This window comes from Thermosporothrix sp. COM3 (assembly GCF_059696735.1).
Map to the genome: position 1 here is coordinate 7,132,588 of NZ_AP019376.1, position 16,185 is coordinate 7,148,772.

The following is a 16,185-nucleotide window of genomic DNA, read 5'->3' on the forward strand; positions in this document are numbered from 1 at the left end:
AGTATCCACATCGAAAATATAGTTGTGTTTTTTGCCTCTCCGCTTTCATCGGTGGAGAGGCAATTGCGTCTGTCTAAGCCTTTCCCCTTCCAAACTCTACCATATTTCTGCAAATCCCTGGAAGCGATTGCGCTTCTATTCCTGCTGTTCTTGAAAGAATACCTGATAGCGGAAGCTTCAGGAGTGCACTGTTTTCAGAAACGAGCTTTTCTAGTTTTGACTTTCTAAATCCTGCTATGGTGTCTCGAAACGGTGAAGAATTGAAGACTGATATGATGTGAGTTTCGCTTTGTTGAGTACGTATATTCATAATATCAGAGCTATCTGTTCAAGAATGTGCTTTATGGCCTCAAAGAACGCGCTGATGTTACTCATGAGCTATCTTGTTGGGATTGGAGGTACAGCGTGAGTTCCTGAGATAGGGAATATTTCAGGTATACAGAAGAAGTCCCAAGCGAATACGATCAGGCTTTTACCACAATTTTGTACAATGACAGGAAGTTCTTCTAGCCATACTGCAACGCCGTTGTCTTTGTATCGCTTTTGCTACGCGCGTTGTGCAAGGAGTATTTCGTCTATGCTGCGGTATAAAACATGGGCACGCCGAAGCTTCCCCTTGCTTCTTTGTTTCCTGGCAGTGCTCGTTGTCGCCTGTGGTGGGTCCACTGCGACCCCCGGTCAGGGTTCTGATAAAGCCCCTGAAGATAAACAAATCGCTGTCATGCCAGAGGTAAATATCAGCGAGATTAAAACATTTGATCCTGCCCTCGCAACGGATTCCCCTTCTATTGACTCGATTAACATGGTATTTACCGGTCTCGTACAGCTTAATGACAAGCTCGAAGTGCAGGGACAGCTTGCCGAAAGCTATCAGTTAGGGCCTGATGGCGTCACCTGGACCTTTAAACTGAAACCTGATCTGAAATTCAGTAATGGAGATCCGTTGACCGCAGATGATGTCATCTATAGTATTGACCGCGCTTTGCAGCCTGCCACCAAGTCGACGACCGCTGGCGTTTACCTCGGTCTGATCAAGGATGCGGAAAAGCTGCAAGATGGCAAAGTGAAGACACTCATCGGTTCAAGTCTGAAGGCGCCTGACGCTCGCACGGTTGTGATTCAGGCGGGAAGTAAAGCGGCTTACTTCTTACAGACATTGACCTATGTCAGCTCCTATGTGGTCAACAAGAAGATTGTTGAGAAGTATGGAGATCGCTGGACGGACCATATTTCGGAAGGCGTTGGCGCTGGCCCCTTTGTTGTCTCCAAATATAATAAGGGCGCTGAGATTATCTTTGAGCGCAACACGAACTACTATGGCGATAAGCCTCAACTGAAGAAGGTGGTTTACCACTTCTATCAGAATGCCGATACTGCCTATAAAGCATACGAGTCGGGTCAGCTCCATACTGCTGGTGTCCCTGCCCCTCAGACCGATCGCGCGAAGAATCTGAAGGGACAGTTCCATACCGAGCCGTACCTGTCGATCCTGTTCTATAAAATCAACTACCTCGCGAAACCTTTCAATAACATCAAAATCCGTCAGGCATTTGCTCTTGCGATCAACAAGGAGCAGATTGCGCACAACATCTACAAAGATACTGTTGTGCCAACCAATCACATTGTTCCTGACGGGCAGCCGGGATACTATCCAGATCTGAAGGGTCCTGCTGGTGTCTCTACTCCTGCTGGTGATAAAGAGAAAGCGAAGCAGTTATTTGAAGAAGGGATGAAGGAAGAGGGATATACCCGTGCAAACTTCCCGCCTGTCACCCTGACTGTCGCTTCAACCTCTGCGTCTGCACGGCAAGAATATTCGGCAGTGCAGAATATGTGGAAGGAAGCGCTTGGTATCACTGTCAAGATTAACGAGACAGAATTCAACAAGCTGCTGACCGACATCGATGCCGCGACTAACAACCCCAATGGATTGCAGATCTGGCGCGTCTCCTGGATCGCTGACTATCCTGATCCGCAGAACTGGATTTCTTTGCAGTTTGGTGAAGGCTCCGAGAACAACAACGTCAACTATGCCCATAGCTCGTTGAAGTTCGCAGCGGAGCAGAAAGAACTACAGAAGAAGATGGCTCAGGCTGATGTTACTGCTGATGAGAATCAGCGTATGAAGCTGTATAACGAGATTGAGCAGAAATTGGTGGACGACGTTGCCTGGTTGCCCATCTATCAGGGGCAGACGGTGACGGTGCGCAAGCCGTGTATCAAGGGTCTTGAAGACAATGCTCAGGCGCTCACCCCACCAGATGATTGGGCCAAGATCTACATTACCAGCGAGCAGCCCTGCGCGAATGCTGATAAGTACAAGTAGACCGTAACGTTCTGCTTGCATGGAAACGGTAGGCGTCTCGTATCTCTTGCAGATACGAGACGCTTTTTTACAGGAAGAGCGAGACAAGCACGGCGATACCAAAGCCACTCAGCACAATTCCGGCAACACGATTGATCCAGAAAAGCCAGCGCTGCTTGAGCCTCTGGCGGAAAAAGCTGATACCGCTGGTCAGGAGCGCCCACCAGAGGAGTGAGCCGAGGAAGACCCCGGGAATAATGATAAGCGCACCCCACCTGTTCCCCTGGTCAAAGCCTGCTCCCAGACCCGCGAAGATGGCGGCAAACGAGAGAATAGTTGTCGGGTTGGTCAACGTCAACAGGAATGTAGTGAGCATGGCGCGAATATGTCCGCCAGCTAGCTCTTTCTCGATGGCATCTGTGATCTGTTTGAATATCGTTTTAACGCCGAGATAGAGCAAGAAAAGGCCTCCGATCAGGCGGAACCAGAAAGTGTAGTGAAGCAGAAAGTCACTGATTGCCGTCAGTCCCAGTCCCGCGATACTGCCGTAGACCGCGTCGGCTGTGGCGATACCGATACCGGAGATAAAGCCATAGAGCCAGCCCCGGGCAAGAGTTCGCTGCATACAGAGAATGCTCATCGGGCCGACGACGGCTGCTATTGTCAGGCCCAGGAAGAGCCCCTGTATAAAGAAAGATAGCACCTGTTTTTCTCCTTTCTGTTGTGCTTTTTTGGACATAAAAAAATCGCCAGGACCGTGGTTCCGGTCTGGCGATAGCTGAATGCGTGTCTTTTAGAGCAAGGGCATGTCAAAGAAACCAGACCGTAACAAAGCCTGGTTTTGCTGCTGATGCAGTGTTATTTTCTTATATGCTCTCTCAAGACAAGGCATACGCGTTCTTCCCTTATTTATCTCAGCTAAGTGTAGTGGATGTATGCTCTCTTGTCAAGCAAGGTTGCGAATCTCTTTGTTGTGGCTTGTAGGTTGCCATATCATAACGTACAATGACAGGAAAGAACGATGTTATTTTCTGTTTGGAGGGTAGACATGAGTGCAATTCATCGCTTTAAGGGATTGGAGAACGGTGAATTCCGCTGGCAAGATGTGGAAGTTCGCGAATATGGTCCCGATAATAGCCGGGCGGACCGGGCTTCACGACAGATTCTAGTCGGCTTTGAGGAGAACTCACCTCATTTTCATATGCGTTATTTTGCGGTTCAGCCCGGAGGCCATACCTCACTGGATGAGCATGCGCATGATCACGGAGTCTATGTGTTGCATGGTCGCGCTCGTTTGCGTCTGGGTGATGAGGAGCATGAGGTGAGAGAGGGAGATGCAATCTATATCTCGGGTAATGAGATTCATCAATTCTTTACGGTAGGGGATGAACCATTTGGCTTCCTCTGCGTGGTTCCTGCGAAGCGTTAAGTGGAAAAAGGACATTGAGCGTATATGTATACAGTTGAATATCATGCGAATGATGATGTTCGCCTTGTAGAAAAGCCGGTGCCGGAAATCGGACCGGGCGAAGTGCTGGTCCAGTTAAAGGCCTGCGGTATTTGTGCCAGTGATGTGATGGAATGGTATATGAAGCCCCGTGCGCCGCTCTATCCCGGTCATGAGCCGGTCGGCGTGATCGTGCAGGTTGGGGAGGGCGTTGATCAGTTCAAGCCCGGGCAGCGTGTCTTTATTCATCACCACGTTCCCTGTATGACCTGCCATTATTGTCAACGCGGGGCTTTCTCACAGTGTGCGACCTTCCGTGCCACGCGCCTCTATCCTGGTGGGCTGGCGGAATATATTCGGGTGCCTGCTCCTAATGTGCAGCTTGACGTTTTACCCCTTCCCGACTCACTCTCTGATGAGGCGGCAACGCTGGTTGAGCCGCTGGCCTGCTGCGTGCGCGGGATCGATCGGGCGAATATTCGCCCCGGCGATAGTGTGTTGATTCTGGGGGCCGGAAGCAATGGCTTGATGCTCGGACAGCTTGCGAAGATGCGCGGCGCATTGCGTGTAATGATATCTGATTTTATTGCCTATCGGCGTGAGGCTGCATTGAAGGCCGGAATTGATGTTGCGTTTGATCCGCAGGACGGGTCAATAGAAGAGCAGGTTGCAGCGGTCAATGATGGTCTCAAGCCTGATGTTGTGATCGTGACACCCTCGAAGATCAGTGTTATGCAGCAGGGTATTGATCTTGTCGCCCCGGGGGGGACTGTGCTTTTGTTTGCGCCTCCGCCTCCGGCTGACGAGCTTTCGGTCAAGCCAAATCATCTGTTTTTCCGGGAGATCACGCTGCGCACTAGCTATTCAGCAGGCCCTTATGAGACACGCCAGGCGCTGGATCTGTTGCGTACAGGTCGGATTCGTTCCGAGTCTATTATTACCCATCGTTTCCCGCTTCAGGAGGCCCCGCAGGCGTTTCATCTGGTCGCAAATCCAGGTGAAGCGTTAAAGGTCGTCCTGCATGTTGATTGACTGATGTGGTAGCAGAAAAAAAGAGGTAGGGATTGAAGTATCTTTCCTACCTCTCTTTGCGAAGAAAGTATTAGACCGGGGTGAGATGTTTGGAGAGAAGGAAGGCGCTGAAGTTCGCCACACTTTCGATATCTCCATCATCTAGCATATTCACCAGGCGCTTGACTGTCACGCGACGTGGCTCGCTCCGACTCGGGATCGTGAAGCCGATGACACTGGTAACCTGAGGCTCGCGTTCGGCACGAATCTCCTCGGCCATGTATTCCAGAAGATCTGCCAGATCGAGATCTAGTGCTTTTGCCAGACTTTCAAGCACTCTGGCTGAAGGGTATTTCTGGCCTCGTTCGATCTCACCAACATAGATCTCAGATAGGCCGGCTTTGTCTCCTAGCTCTTTGATAGTCAGGTGGCGATTTTGTCGTTCTTGTCTGATGACACGTCCTAAGATCTCCTGTAAATCCGCCATGCTGTCGCCTCCTTCTATATAACAAGCTATGCTCTGAGCATTGCTACAGAAAAAGGCATGCTGTGAGCATAGAATTTCTCTATCAGTATAGGCTATGCGCGTGCTATATTCAAGTCAGAGAACGAGCGAAGCTTAGTGAGTGAAAAAGGAGTAACTGTCTATGTTTGTTCCTAACAGTATACGCTCTTTAATGTCAAATGGGCAACCTGACCGCCCTACATTCCATATTCCAAAAGTGTATGAAAAGATCGAGCGTGAGCCGCGTCACTGGGAATATCGTGTGCTCTCCTTTGATCCGCGCGAAGAAGCGCTACCGGATCAAGAGGCATTGAACGAGTTAGGTGGCTCTGGTTGGCTGCTCGTCAATATTCTGAACGCAACCGAGGGGCGCGCCGGAAAAGTATACTACTACTTCGTCCGTGAGGGAGAATAGTGCATGAAAGTAGCTCTCATTGCTGACATTCATGGAAACAGGGTAGCTCTAGATGCGGCTCTAGCCGATATCAAGCGGAGTGGCGCTGATATGATTGTCTGTCTGGGAGATGTGGTAGGAACCGGACCACAGCCACAGGCAGTCCTTGAACGGCTTCAAGCGCTGGTGTGTCCCGTCGTGATGGGCAATACCGACGAATGGGCTCTTCGTTCTGCGCTGGAGCAGCCCGAAGATGAGGAAGCGCGCCGAATCGAAGAGCTTGATCTGTGGGAGTGCACAGCAGCTCTCTACCGCAGAGAAGGAGTATATACGCAGTTTTCAGCCAGTCTACCGTTTGGAACTGGATGGCGTTTCTTTACTCTGTTTTCATGGCTCTCCGCGCTCAAATATGGAGCGAGTTGAGGCGCCGATGTCGGATGAGGAGCTTGACGGTATCTTTGCGGGTGAGCAAGCTGACATTATGGCCGGTGGTCATACGCATCGCTCCTTGTACCGTTGGTATCGGGGCTCGGTAATCGTGAACCCTGGTAGTGTCGGTTTACCCTATACGTATGACTGGCAGACACGGCAGATATACAATCCCGCTCTTGCTGAATATGCCTTACTTACCCGCGAAAAGGGAACGTTGCAGGTTGATCTACGTCGTGTATCCTACGACCTTCAGGATTTACAGAAAGCGGTGAAGGCAAGTGGTATGCCTCACACTGATTGGTGGCTGAATGATTGGCGACCCGAGAAATAGATGAAAAAAGGAGCTTACAGCTATGGCTAGCGTCTATGTTCCAACAGTTCTGGAAAACACTGCGAGAGGCGAACGTGCTTATGACCTATTATCACGTTTGCTTAAGGACCGTATTGTATTGGTGAATGGTCCGATTGAAGAGAACATGGCAAGTCTGATTGTGGCGCAGTTGCTCTATCTCTCCTCTGAGGATAGTAAGAAACCGATCAGCATGTACATCAGTTCGCCGGGCGGCGTAGTTGACGCCGGTATGGGCATCTATGACACGATGCGTGTGCTTCCCTGCCCGATTGAGACCTATTGTGTTGGCTTTGCCGCCAGCTTCGGTACCATTCTGTTGATGGCAGGTGAAAAGGGCAAACGCTACGCAATGCCGCATGCGCGTATCCATATTCACCAGCCGTTGATTTCGGGGGGCTTGAGCGGACAGGCCACCGATATCGATATTCATGCACGTGCCATTTTGCGTCGGCGTGATGAGATCAACGATATTATTAACTTCCATACAGGCCAGTCATTGGAGCGCATTCGCCGCGATACTGACCGTGACTTTTACATGAACGCGGAAGAGGCGAAGGAATATGGCATCATTGATGAGATCCTTCCCTACGCGAACAAGGTAGAGGCTCTGGAAAAGTAACGCATCGGGAGAGGCGGCAGGCAGAAACCACTTGCCGCCTCTTTTTTGTGCTAGAGGGGATCGATACGGATAACATCTAGCTCAAGCCATTGCTGTTCGCAGGCGACACTCCCGAAGCGCAGGACGCCACGAGGTGTTGCTACCGCATATTGATTGTCATGCCAGGCAACGAAACCGAGGGGCCGCTTTGGCGGATTGGAGGCTCGCAAGACCTGTTTCCCGTCGACGAGGAAGAGCGCTTCCTGTGCGTGCCACTCGAGGGTATAGGTGTGCCAGGCTGTCATATCGACATCAAGGAGTGCTTCCTGTGCGCCGCTTAGCCGTTGAAGCCAGCGTGAGGCCGGGCGCTCGTTTCCTGTCAGGAGACCCCAACCGGTGGCCAGTGCGGTGGGGAGGGTTGCCAGCAGCGTTCCCGGGCGCATACTGTGTATAACCTGAGCCTTCCAGCCCCAGCCAGGGATGCCGGGCACGAGCGCCATGTTTGAGGGGGGAGAGGCGTAGAAGAACCATACCGACTCTGGAAGCATCAGAATATCCCCACGAACTGAGAAGGGGTAGTTCCAGAAGCCGAAACCTGCTGTTCCACGCAGAATATGCGGGCTATCCTCGGTACTGGTGCGCGTTGCAGCTGGATGCGAGGCGCGAGCTGTTACCTCCATCCGCAGAGGCGGACGCCAGGGAAACTGCGCGCGTGTCAGGGTACCGTAATCATCAATCTGGGCATCCGCGTATTCTCCCCGGGCGATTTTCGGGATTATCATACGCAGGATAGACTGAGATACGGAGAGTGTTCCCGGCCCCAGACAGGTTTGAGTCCAGCGAGGGTCGAGCGTTTCGTGAAAATCATCAAATACCGCCACAGCAGACCTTCCCCTTGTGCTGTTGTAGGTTTCGTGTTTGCCCTCAGTGTAGACCCTGGATATGTGCTCTGTCAATGCGCTTCTGGTGCGTCCTGTTTGGGTGTTAGTAGCTCTTCCTCCAGGTGTTGCCAGACAAACAGATCGCTTTGTACGTTGTCATGAACGGTCTGTTGAACGTCGCGGAAGATCTGGCTGAAACGAGAAAAGGATTTTTTTTGTTTCTCCTGTGGGGGCATGGTATGGAGCATGATTTCCTCGTCCGAATAGAAATCTGATGGTTCGAGGGCAAGGGCCATCAGGTCGGCGTATTTCTGGAGCAGGGAGCTGCGATTGTAGGCCGAGAAGTAATCGACTTGCTGACTGAGAGCAGAGAGGACGCCTGCAATTTTCCCTGCATAGAGAATCGGGTAGATGGCGCAACTGCGTTCATTCTCGGTGACCACCTGTGGCGTAATGGTGTTCTCTTCCTGAAGATCGGCAACAATCTGCGGGTGGAACATAGTGACGACGTGTCCGGCCAGCGACTCCGCGCCGAGAAACATGCCATCGGGCTCTAGATTCTCCTTCCAGGGATGAGTTCCCATTCCGAGACATTCGCGCAGGCTGCGTACCTTTTTATGAGGCCCAGAGGGTGGCATACAACGGATCAGCCAGAGCGCCAGGCCCTGACGGTGTGGGTCAAGTTGTGAAAGCGCCTGACGCAAGATTAGATCGCAGGTGGACCAGTAGCGCAAAGGTCGGGGCGTGGTGGCCCGCGTCAACAAAACCTGCGCATAGAACTCCGGTGGGATATCTTGAGGAGTTTCATCATCCAGCGGATTAACAAATTCTCCAAGCCCTTTTTCTTCTCGCAATGCCGCAATCATCATCTCACGATAGTCCTGGGAAAGTAGACCGACGAGTGAGCGCAACTTGGGAGGGCGTGGTGTTGATTCGCCGTTGATCCAGCGGCTCATAGTGATGTTGGAAATAGAAAGGGCCTGAATAAGGCGCTGTTTTTCTTTACTGTCTTCGACTATTTTTCGTAATATGTCCCGCCAGTTTTGTACTTCTTCCATAGATCATGTTTCCCTATGTGATATAGTACAGCTTCTATTATGCCATATTAGCATGCATATATACATAAGTCAACAGATACTGCCTCGCAAAAAAAGGAGAGGGGATGAGGACAGCGTTGTCCTCTCATGCCTCTCTCTGAAGAAGATATGCTTTTTTACTCCGGGGATGTATGGTCAGGAACCTTTTACACCAACGATTTGCAGCCATGTGCGAGGAACCTCGGTCAGTCCCAGTTCATTGCCGGCCTCGTAGACAGCATATTCCAGCGCTTTTGCACCCTGGGCGAGCGGAATGCCGGGAAGCGCGCCCTCAATGAAGAGCCAGTATTGGCCGAGATCTTTCCAGGCATCAAGCGAGATATCGACTGTCTTCTGCTCTGTTTCAACCTCAGCGAAGCCGCTATCCTGGAAATGGGAGATATAATCTTCACGTGTCAGCCATTGCATGGCGGTTGCCTTCCCGTTTTTGGAGAGACGCGATTCGGGGTGTTGCTTGCGCAGCCAGCCTACTGCGCGGCGGGTCCAGGTGCGATAGAAGCGCTCGGAGCCTGGAACATAGGTTCCCTCATAGAAGGCGCTGTTGCAGGCAAAAATGCCCTGAGGGCCGAGGATAGAGGCGACTTTCTGAATAGTCGTTCGCTTGTCGGGAATAAGATGAATGGCATTGCAGAAAAAGGCCATATCCGCATGCTGGATAATGTCGGGTAGATCCTCTGCATCGCCCTGAATAAATTGGGTCTTGACGTCCAGGTTCATTTCATCCTGGCTTTTCTGTGCTCTGCGTAGAGCTTCGGCTGATGGGTCAACCCCGATCAGTTGAAGTTGCGAGAGGCGGCCAAGTCGCTGCATTTCCTCAATGATGAGACGTGAGATAGCACCGGTGCCACAGGCGATATCAACAATCGTAATATTTTTATCCTGAGGATATGAGGCCAGCTTTGCCAGTGCCTGTTTGACCAATGCTCGGTTTACTTCGGTATAGAATGGATGGGCCGCGAACGGCTCAAACGTAAATTTATTTGTCTCTTCTGTCTCAATGAGACTCATGCGCGTAGCCTCCTTTACCTTTGTAAGTTGTTCATCGTTGAAAGATTAGAGAGCGATTCCGCCGAAATTGTTTCAGAGAAAAAGGCAAAGGTGCACCTCTTTTTGGGTTGATCGGAGAAAATAAATTTTCAGGTCTGGAGCGTTCTTACGAAAATGCTCCAGACCTGTTGCCTGCGGCTCTCTGTTATAGAAGTTATACCTTTTAAGATAGCGCTTAGATGTGCATTGACATTCCGCCGTCAACACTCAAGATCTGCCCGGTAATATAGCTGGCCTGTGGCAGGCAAAGGAAGCAGACTGCTACTGCTATTTCGTCAGCCGTGCCGAAACGTTTTAAGGGGATCGCGTCAAGCATCGCCTGCTGTTGTTGCTCGTTCAGCTTGGATGAAAGTTCTGTGGGTACATACCCGGGAGCGACTGCATTTACCGTAATATTCCGGCTTGCCATTTCGCGGGCTGTGCTCAGGGTCAGGGCTATCATTCCAGCTTTAGAGGCGGCATAGTTCGCTTGCCCGGCCTGGCCGAGGAGACCAGAAACAGAGCTGATATTCACGATACGGCCCCAACGTGCCTTCATCATGCCCCGCAGTGCTGCCCGGGTGCAGAGGAACGCAGAGCGCAGGTTTGTGTCAATGACTTGCTCGAAATCGGCCAGAGACATCTGTAAGACGAGCTTATCATTGGTGGTACCTGCATTGTTTACAAGGATGGCAATGGGACCGAGTTCTTTCTGTGCCGTATTAAAGAGACGAAGAACATCCTCTTCCTGGCTGACATCTGCCTGTACGGTAATACAACGGCGTCCGAGGGCTTCAATGCTGGCCTTTGTTTCCTCTGCGGCCTGTGCCTTGCTGCGATAGTTCACGACGATATCTGCACCGGCTTTTGCTAGGTGAAGCGCTGTTGCACGTCCAATGCCCTGACCGCTTCCTGTTACCAGGGCGATTTTTCCTGCAAGTGGTAGTTCTTGTTCATTTCCCATGCTAGTTTATCCTCTGGTTTTTTTTATGTTGTCCTGGTATTGCAGGGGTAACTTAAACAAGTGTAACATTAAACCGCACTGACTTCCATCCCTTTTCCTTGAAAAGAGAAAGAGGGCGCAGGACTTTTCTTTGTCCTTTGCGCTCTCTTGTATTGTGGTCAGAGGAGATTTGCAGTCCTTGAAGTGTGTCGGGAGCGTTATGCCTTGCTCTTTTTAGCGGTGTTGCGCTCTTTGGTTTCCCCGGGCGTGTTGACAAAGACAGCCTGACGCTGCTCCTCAGAGAGGTTGGCCTTTTCAAGATCGAGCAGGCTGCTATCAGAAAGGAGTGGCGACAGCGCCGACTCTGTATCCCCCGGGGTCTCGTCATATTCGGTGAGATCGGGAAGCAGGTCGTTCTGCAAGGGTGAAAGCTGTTTCACGATGGGAGCCTGTTCGGTGCTTTTCGGCTCGGGCTCTGTTGCTTGCTGCTGCTCTTCTGGCTCAACGGCTGCGGGCAGGCCTGTAATAGGATCAAGTGGAGTAGCGGCGTTCAGAAGCGCTTCAAGCTCTTTGACAATATCAAAGTTTTCGGCATCCTCTGCGGATTGTGCTTCGTTGCGATCTTCTGAGGATGAGGGTGCTGGGGTTGGCTCCGGGGCAGACTTTTTCTGCTCTTCTTTCGTAACGGACTGTCCGAGGTCAGAAGAGGGAAGTGCTGATTGCGGGATTGGTGTATTGAGCGCGGGCGTTTTCTGTGAAGGCGTGACACTGGTCAGCTTCTGGGAAGGACGAACAGCTTTGATCCCGGTGAGGGTGGTGCCGTTCTCCTCATCCTCATCCAGCAGTTCTGAAAGCGTATGCTCGTCATAAATAGCGCTCTGAAGCTGTTCCCGCGACAGATTACGTGCCTGGAGCAGGTTTGCCCCGCGCAGGTCGGCCTTATACAGATCGGTGGTCAAGAAGTTCGCTTTCACCAGCTTTGCACCACGGAGATCCGCATAGGTCAGGTTGGCCCCGGAAAGGTCTGCGCCAGAAAGGTCCGCGTTTTCAAGCCGTGCACATGAGAGGTCGGCCATAAAGAATTTTGTTTCGGTAAGCTTCGTATCTCGTAGATCGCAATGCCCAAGATAGCGCGAACTGAGGTCTCTTTGAGAGAGGTTCGCACCGCGCAGGGCGATAGGCGGTATGCGTGGTTCAGGCTTTTCTGTGCGGGCTGTATCCTTCACAGGAAGTGGCACATCCTCGATACGAGGAATGCGTCCCATTTCATATTCTGCTCGGGCCTGGGTGATTGCCTTTTCAAATCTGGCCTGTAGCTGTTTTTTCGTTACCTCGTTCTCTTTTTGTTGCAGGTGCCACTCTTCCTGTATACGCTGTGTACGCGTCAGGACGGTTCGCTCAAGCTCTGCAAAAAGCTGCTGATGCTTTTCCTGCCATTGCTGGATACGAGCCTCTTGTGCATCTTTCCAACTTTGCTGTTGTGCCTGAATATTATCCGCTGTCCGTTGGAAGAGCTTGTATGCAGCGGCAAGAACCACAAGGTTCACTACGAGAACGATTCCCCCAACTATCACCATTTCCATGCTATCGCTCCATTTTTGCTTACTAAAGGATGTACTTTCTTCAGGATTTCTGTCATTTTGTGCTAGTTCTTCATATTGGTTATTGAGCTGTTCTGGCTACCGCCCTCGTGAAAGAGAGATGGGTTACGGGGCGACGTTGGAAAATAGTATATCATTCTGTGTCATTATTCTGTATATCATCTCGCTGCCAGTTTTTCAGGATTCCTGTCTCACGATGGCCTCCATCTGGCGCTCTCCTGTGTGTTTTCCCTCCTCTTCATGAGCAACAGAGCACTGGCGCTCAACATGCTTTCAGACCTTCTCTCTTTCTGGTCGGCGGTCAACAATGTGCAGGCAAACCAGCGTACCGAATTGATTGGATAAAGCGGGCATACGATGCGAAAAAACTAAAACCATATTATAATAAACCTGTCTGAAATACCGAATGGGGAATCCCTTTTCGGTACTATTGGTATACGTTGAAAAATCCGCGAAGGGATAAAGAATATATGATGCAGTACGATCATCCTGTCCCGACCTCTTTTCTGCTTGACGAGGAACACCGCTCGTTGATCCTGACATGGAGTGATGAGCATGAAAGTATCCATAGCTGGGAGAAGTTGCGCTGGGCCTGTCCATGCGCCTGGTGTGCCGGTGAGGGTGGACAGCCGGGAATGCTTCAGAGTCGCCAGAGTTTGAGTGAGGAAGAGACTACGCTGGTTAATCTGGAGCCAGTGGGACGCTATGGGCTGACTCCGGTTTGGGCTGATGGGCACCGCACAGGGATCTTTACCTACGAGAAGTTGCGGTCGATGTGCGAATGTGACGAATGTCAGAAGAAGACGGCCAAAAAGTAGCGCTTCGTTATGAGTGCCTGTGCCAATGCGTTTTACAATCACAGACCCGGTATATATCTCTTGAGGGAGAATGCCCGGCGTTTCTCCCTTTGTAAAGAGGAAGCATTGTTGTACTGAAATAGAGAATCATTCGCATCTATTGGAGGGAAACTGTGGCAACGCAAGGAAAGCCAACTCCACCAAACAATCTGGCTTCGCGCAGGCGATCTTTTTCTGCTACCGGCTTACTGATCCGTCTTCTTATAGCGCTGGTGATCGGTGGTATTTTTGCTCTTGTGCTCTTTGGTTCGGCGGCGGTCTCTCATTAGTAGAGGGAGCAATGAACGAATGTCGGATAGACAGGAGTTTTGGTTCCGCTGTTGGAGCCATTGTATACGTCAATAAGTGTATCGACAGGAGGCATCTATTCCTGTCGATGCGCTTGCCAGGTGGAAGGGCGGTGTAAGGTGTACCTCTTCCTTTTTTCTCTCCATATGCAGTCCTATCAGGCTAAAGGGATGACAGGAAACCGCTTCTGTGGCATACAATGATACTCAGGGATTGTGAAGCCCTGTTTTGAGAAAAAGAGACCAGACAATCCACGCTACTTGTGGCGTTTCCAGTGGTGTGAAAGGAGTGAAATAGAGAACGTGGGTTTTGCGGATACGTTTGTCACGGAGGATATTCAGCAGTTACGGCGTCGTTTGCTTTTCCATCCCCTCTGGCAACAGATAGAGGATGGCACGCTTGACGTAGAGCGGCTGCGGCTTTTCGCGCTTCAAGATTGGTGGCTTGTGCGGGAGGCCTATCGTCTCGATGCGCTGGCGATTGCCTCTACCCCCGATTTAGAGCTTCAGGAGATGTTGATTCAGAAGCTTCTGCCTAAAGTTGGTGGTTATACCCTGTTGCTGCGGTTTGGCGAAGCAATCGGGCTCACGCGCAAGGATTTTGAGCAGGTTGAGCCTCTGGCTGGCTGTATGGCATTGACCAATTTCTTCTACTGGATGCTTGCCTATGGCTCAGCCGCTGAGAAGCTAGCGGCGGTGAGCGCGAGTGAGGATATCTTTGTCCAGATTTGTGCTCGAATTGGTCCTGCTTTGATGCGCCACTATGGTTTGACGGCGGATGATGTCGCATTCTTTACGGTGCATGATGAGATCGGGAAGCAGGTCACGCCGATTGATGATGTCCTGCTCGGTCGTTTCAAGACGCCAGAGGAGCGGCGTGAAGTGGTACGAGCTGTACGCCTCAGTCATGAATATGAATTGATGTTCTACGATACCGTGCTTGCAACGCCGGTCACGCAGAAAGGGTAGCAATGGACGTAAAAGAGACGGCCTGGCTGCATTTAGAGCGTGTGTATGACATTCTACTTGCCACCTACGGTGAACCGCCCTGGCGACCCGATATGGATCCGTTAGGAGGGCTAATCGGCACGATTCTTTCACAGCATACCTCGGATATCAATTCAGGGCGTGCCTATCGCCAACTGGTCGAGAAGTTTCCGACCTGGGAACAGGTGCGTGACGCTCCAACCTATGAGGTTGCTGACGCAATACGATGTGGTGGCCTGGCGAATGTGAAAGCGCCTCGCATTCAAAATGCCCTGCATACAATCGGGGAATGGCAGGAGGCAAAAGGGGGAACGAAGCCGCTGTCTGTGTTTCTGCGGGATGAGCTGTTACAGCAACCGTATGAGGATGCCTGGCGGTATTTGCAGAAAATTCCCGGGGTTGGCCCTAAAACAGCAGCCTGTGTTATGCTGTTTAATCTGGGATTGCCTCTGATGCCGGTGGACACGCATCTACATCGCCTGACACGACGGCTCGGCTTTATTGGGCCAAAGGTAAGCGCCAATCAGGCACACCTTATTTTCTTAAAAGTGTTGCCGCCTGAATGGGCGCATACCTTTCATGTTGATCTGATCCAGCATGGTCGCACGATTTGTCATGCCCAGCGGCCAAAGTGCTCTTCGTGCCCGCTCTATGCCGAATGCGCTCACGTCGGAAGTGTCGAGCCTCAGGATACGATCTTGCAGGCATAAGGGAAGCACCTGTTTCAGTCATCCGGCGGAGCTCGACGTGCACTTTGATGCAGTGCTAGAATATTCCTCTGGGAGCTGGTTTCCCGGGCTTGTGTTCTTTTTGATTCTGATTTCAGGAAGTAGAGTGAATGTACCTGGATAAACCTTTACATACGTACCTTGACGATCTGGCGTCCGGTCAGCCGACGCCGGGCGGCGGTTCTACGGCGGCGTTAAATGGAGCAATGGGAGCCGGATTGGTCTGTATGGTCGCCCGTTTGACGCTTGGAAAAAAAGCATATCTGGATGTTCAGCAAGAGATAGAAGCGCTTATTCAGCAGGCAGAGGCGCTGCGCTCTCGCTTTCAAAATCTGATACAGGCAGATATTGAGGCGTATGGTCATCTTTCTGCCAGCTTTAAACTCCCGAAAGAGACTGCCGAGGAAAAGGCCGCTCGCTCTCGGGCTATTCAGGAGCGGCTCGCTGAGGCTGCACAGGTTCCCCTTGATGTGGTTGAAAGCGCCGCAACCCTGATGTTGTATTGTTTGCGCATTGCCGAGATTGGCAATAAGAATGTCTTAAGCGATGTCGCGACCGCTGCCGCTCTGGCAAGCTGTGCAGGAACCGGGGGTTCCTACATGGTGAAAATCAATCTGGACTCATTGAAAGATGCGACTCTGGTGCATCAATTGTCGGACCGGCTTCAACATGCACTGGAACGGATTGCAACAGGCAATCAACAGGTATTGAAAGTAATAGGGGAGAGAGCATAG

General features: G+C 51.3%; 19 protein-coding genes. 12 read left to right on the forward strand and 7 right to left on the reverse strand.

Annotated features, from left to right (window positions below; translation table 11 throughout):
* Positions 1-577 precede the first annotated feature (577 nt).
* Positions 578-2,326, forward strand: a complete 1,749-nt coding sequence (locus KTH_RS30510) for a peptide ABC transporter substrate-binding protein (protein ID WP_497622648.1) — start codon at positions 578-580, stop codon at positions 2,324-2,326.
* A 67-nt stretch (positions 2,327-2,393) separates the two neighbouring features.
* Here KTH_RS30510 and KTH_RS30515 read toward each other — a convergent pair whose 3' ends face one another.
* Complete coding sequence (locus KTH_RS30515) at positions 2,394-3,008, reverse strand: LysE family translocator (RefSeq protein ID WP_497622650.1); 615 nt, start codon at positions 3,006-3,008, stop codon at positions 2,394-2,396.
* 345 nt (positions 3,009-3,353) lie between these two features.
* Between KTH_RS30515 and KTH_RS30520 the strand changes: the two genes are divergently transcribed.
* Positions 3,354-3,734, forward strand: a complete 381-nt coding sequence (locus KTH_RS30520) for a cupin domain-containing protein (RefSeq protein WP_497622652.1) — start codon at positions 3,354-3,356, stop codon at positions 3,732-3,734.
* 24 nt (positions 3,735-3,758) lie between these two features.
* Positions 3,759-4,784, forward strand: a complete 1,026-nt coding sequence (locus KTH_RS30525) for a zinc-dependent dehydrogenase (protein WP_497622654.1) — start codon at positions 3,759-3,761, stop codon at positions 4,782-4,784.
* 70 nt (positions 4,785-4,854) lie between these two features.
* On the opposite strand, the gene KTH_RS30530 is transcribed toward KTH_RS30525, so the two are convergent.
* Positions 4,855-5,250 carry a helix-turn-helix domain-containing protein gene (locus tag KTH_RS30530; protein ID WP_111322516.1) on the reverse strand — a complete coding sequence of 132 codons (396 nt, stop codon included), beginning with the start codon at positions 5,248-5,250 and terminating at the stop codon, positions 4,855-4,857.
* Between the two features lie 160 nt (positions 5,251-5,410).
* Between KTH_RS30530 and KTH_RS30535 the strand changes: the two genes are divergently transcribed.
* Genes KTH_RS30535 through KTH_RS30550 form a run of 4 tightly spaced genes read left to right on the forward strand, consistent with a single transcriptional unit; the run spans position 5,411 to position 7,065 of the window.
* Positions 5,411-5,683: a hypothetical protein gene (locus KTH_RS30535; protein ID WP_111322518.1), complete on the forward strand. Its 273-nt coding sequence runs from the start codon at positions 5,411-5,413 to the stop codon at positions 5,681-5,683.
* Positions 5,684-5,686: 3 nt separating this feature from the next.
* Positions 5,687-6,085 (forward strand): metallophosphoesterase family protein, encoded by a 399-nt coding sequence (locus tag KTH_RS30540; RefSeq protein WP_497622657.1) that lies wholly within the window; start codon positions 5,687-5,689, stop codon positions 6,083-6,085.
* Positions 5,991-6,425: a metallophosphoesterase family protein gene (locus tag KTH_RS30545; protein ID WP_497623305.1), complete on the forward strand. Its 435-nt coding sequence runs from the start codon at positions 5,991-5,993 to the stop codon at positions 6,423-6,425. Before KTH_RS30540 ends, KTH_RS30545 begins: the two co-directional genes overlap by 95 nt.
* Positions 6,426-6,447: 22 nt before the next feature.
* On the forward strand, positions 6,448-7,065 hold the full coding sequence (locus tag KTH_RS30550) for an ATP-dependent Clp protease proteolytic subunit (RefSeq protein ID WP_111322522.1): 618 nt from the start codon (positions 6,448-6,450) through the stop codon (positions 7,063-7,065).
* A 50-nt stretch (positions 7,066-7,115) separates the two neighbouring features.
* On the opposite strand, the gene KTH_RS30555 is transcribed toward KTH_RS30550, so the two are convergent.
* The 5 genes from KTH_RS30555 to KTH_RS30575 all read right to left on the reverse strand — a co-directional run bounded on the left by KTH_RS30555 (position 7,116) and on the right by KTH_RS30575 (position 12,574).
* Positions 7,116-7,925 carry a hypothetical protein gene (locus KTH_RS30555; protein WP_497622659.1) on the reverse strand — a complete coding sequence of 270 codons (810 nt, stop codon included), beginning with the start codon at positions 7,923-7,925 and terminating at the stop codon, positions 7,116-7,118.
* 71 nt (positions 7,926-7,996) lie between these two features.
* Positions 7,997-8,983 (reverse strand): GAF domain-containing protein, encoded by a 987-nt coding sequence (locus tag KTH_RS30560; RefSeq protein ID WP_497622661.1) that lies wholly within the window; start codon positions 8,981-8,983, stop codon positions 7,997-7,999.
* 174 nt (positions 8,984-9,157) lie between these two features.
* Positions 9,158-10,030, reverse strand: a complete 873-nt coding sequence (locus KTH_RS30565) for a class I SAM-dependent methyltransferase (protein WP_497622663.1) — start codon at positions 10,028-10,030, stop codon at positions 9,158-9,160.
* Positions 10,031-10,244: 214 nt separating this feature from the next.
* Positions 10,245-11,012, reverse strand: coding sequence for a 3-oxoacyl-[acyl-carrier-protein] reductase (gene fabG / locus KTH_RS30570; RefSeq protein ID WP_497622665.1), 768 nt, complete (start codon positions 11,010-11,012; stop codon positions 10,245-10,247).
* 197 nt (positions 11,013-11,209) lie between these two features.
* The gene (locus tag KTH_RS30575) at positions 11,210-12,574 is read right to left on the reverse strand and encodes a pentapeptide repeat-containing protein (RefSeq protein WP_497622667.1); all 1,365 of its coding nucleotides are present in this window, start codon (positions 12,572-12,574) and stop codon (positions 11,210-11,212) included.
* 488 nt (positions 12,575-13,062) lie between these two features.
* Between KTH_RS30575 and KTH_RS30580 the strand changes: the two genes are divergently transcribed.
* From KTH_RS30580 to KTH_RS30600, 5 genes are all read left to right on the forward strand, one after another.
* Positions 13,063-13,410: a gamma-butyrobetaine hydroxylase family protein gene (locus KTH_RS30580; protein ID WP_111322532.1), complete on the forward strand. Its 348-nt coding sequence runs from the start codon at positions 13,063-13,065 to the stop codon at positions 13,408-13,410.
* Positions 13,411-13,562: 152 nt separating this feature from the next.
* Positions 13,563-13,718, forward strand: a complete 156-nt coding sequence (locus KTH_RS30585; protein ID WP_170142585.1) for a hypothetical protein — start codon at positions 13,563-13,565, stop codon at positions 13,716-13,718.
* A gap of 321 nt (positions 13,719-14,039) precedes the next feature.
* Entirely contained in the window at positions 14,040-14,705 is a 666-nt protein-coding gene (locus tag KTH_RS30590; protein WP_497622670.1) for an iron-containing redox enzyme family protein, read from the forward strand.
* Positions 14,706-14,707: 2 nt separating this feature from the next.
* Positions 14,708-15,433 carry an endonuclease III domain-containing protein gene (locus KTH_RS30595; protein ID WP_111322536.1) on the forward strand — a complete coding sequence of 242 codons (726 nt, stop codon included), beginning with the start codon at positions 14,708-14,710 and terminating at the stop codon, positions 15,431-15,433.
* 128 nt (positions 15,434-15,561) lie between these two features.
* On the forward strand, positions 15,562-16,185 hold the full coding sequence (locus KTH_RS30600) for a cyclodeaminase/cyclohydrolase family protein (protein ID WP_111322538.1): 624 nt from the start codon (positions 15,562-15,564) through the stop codon (positions 16,183-16,185).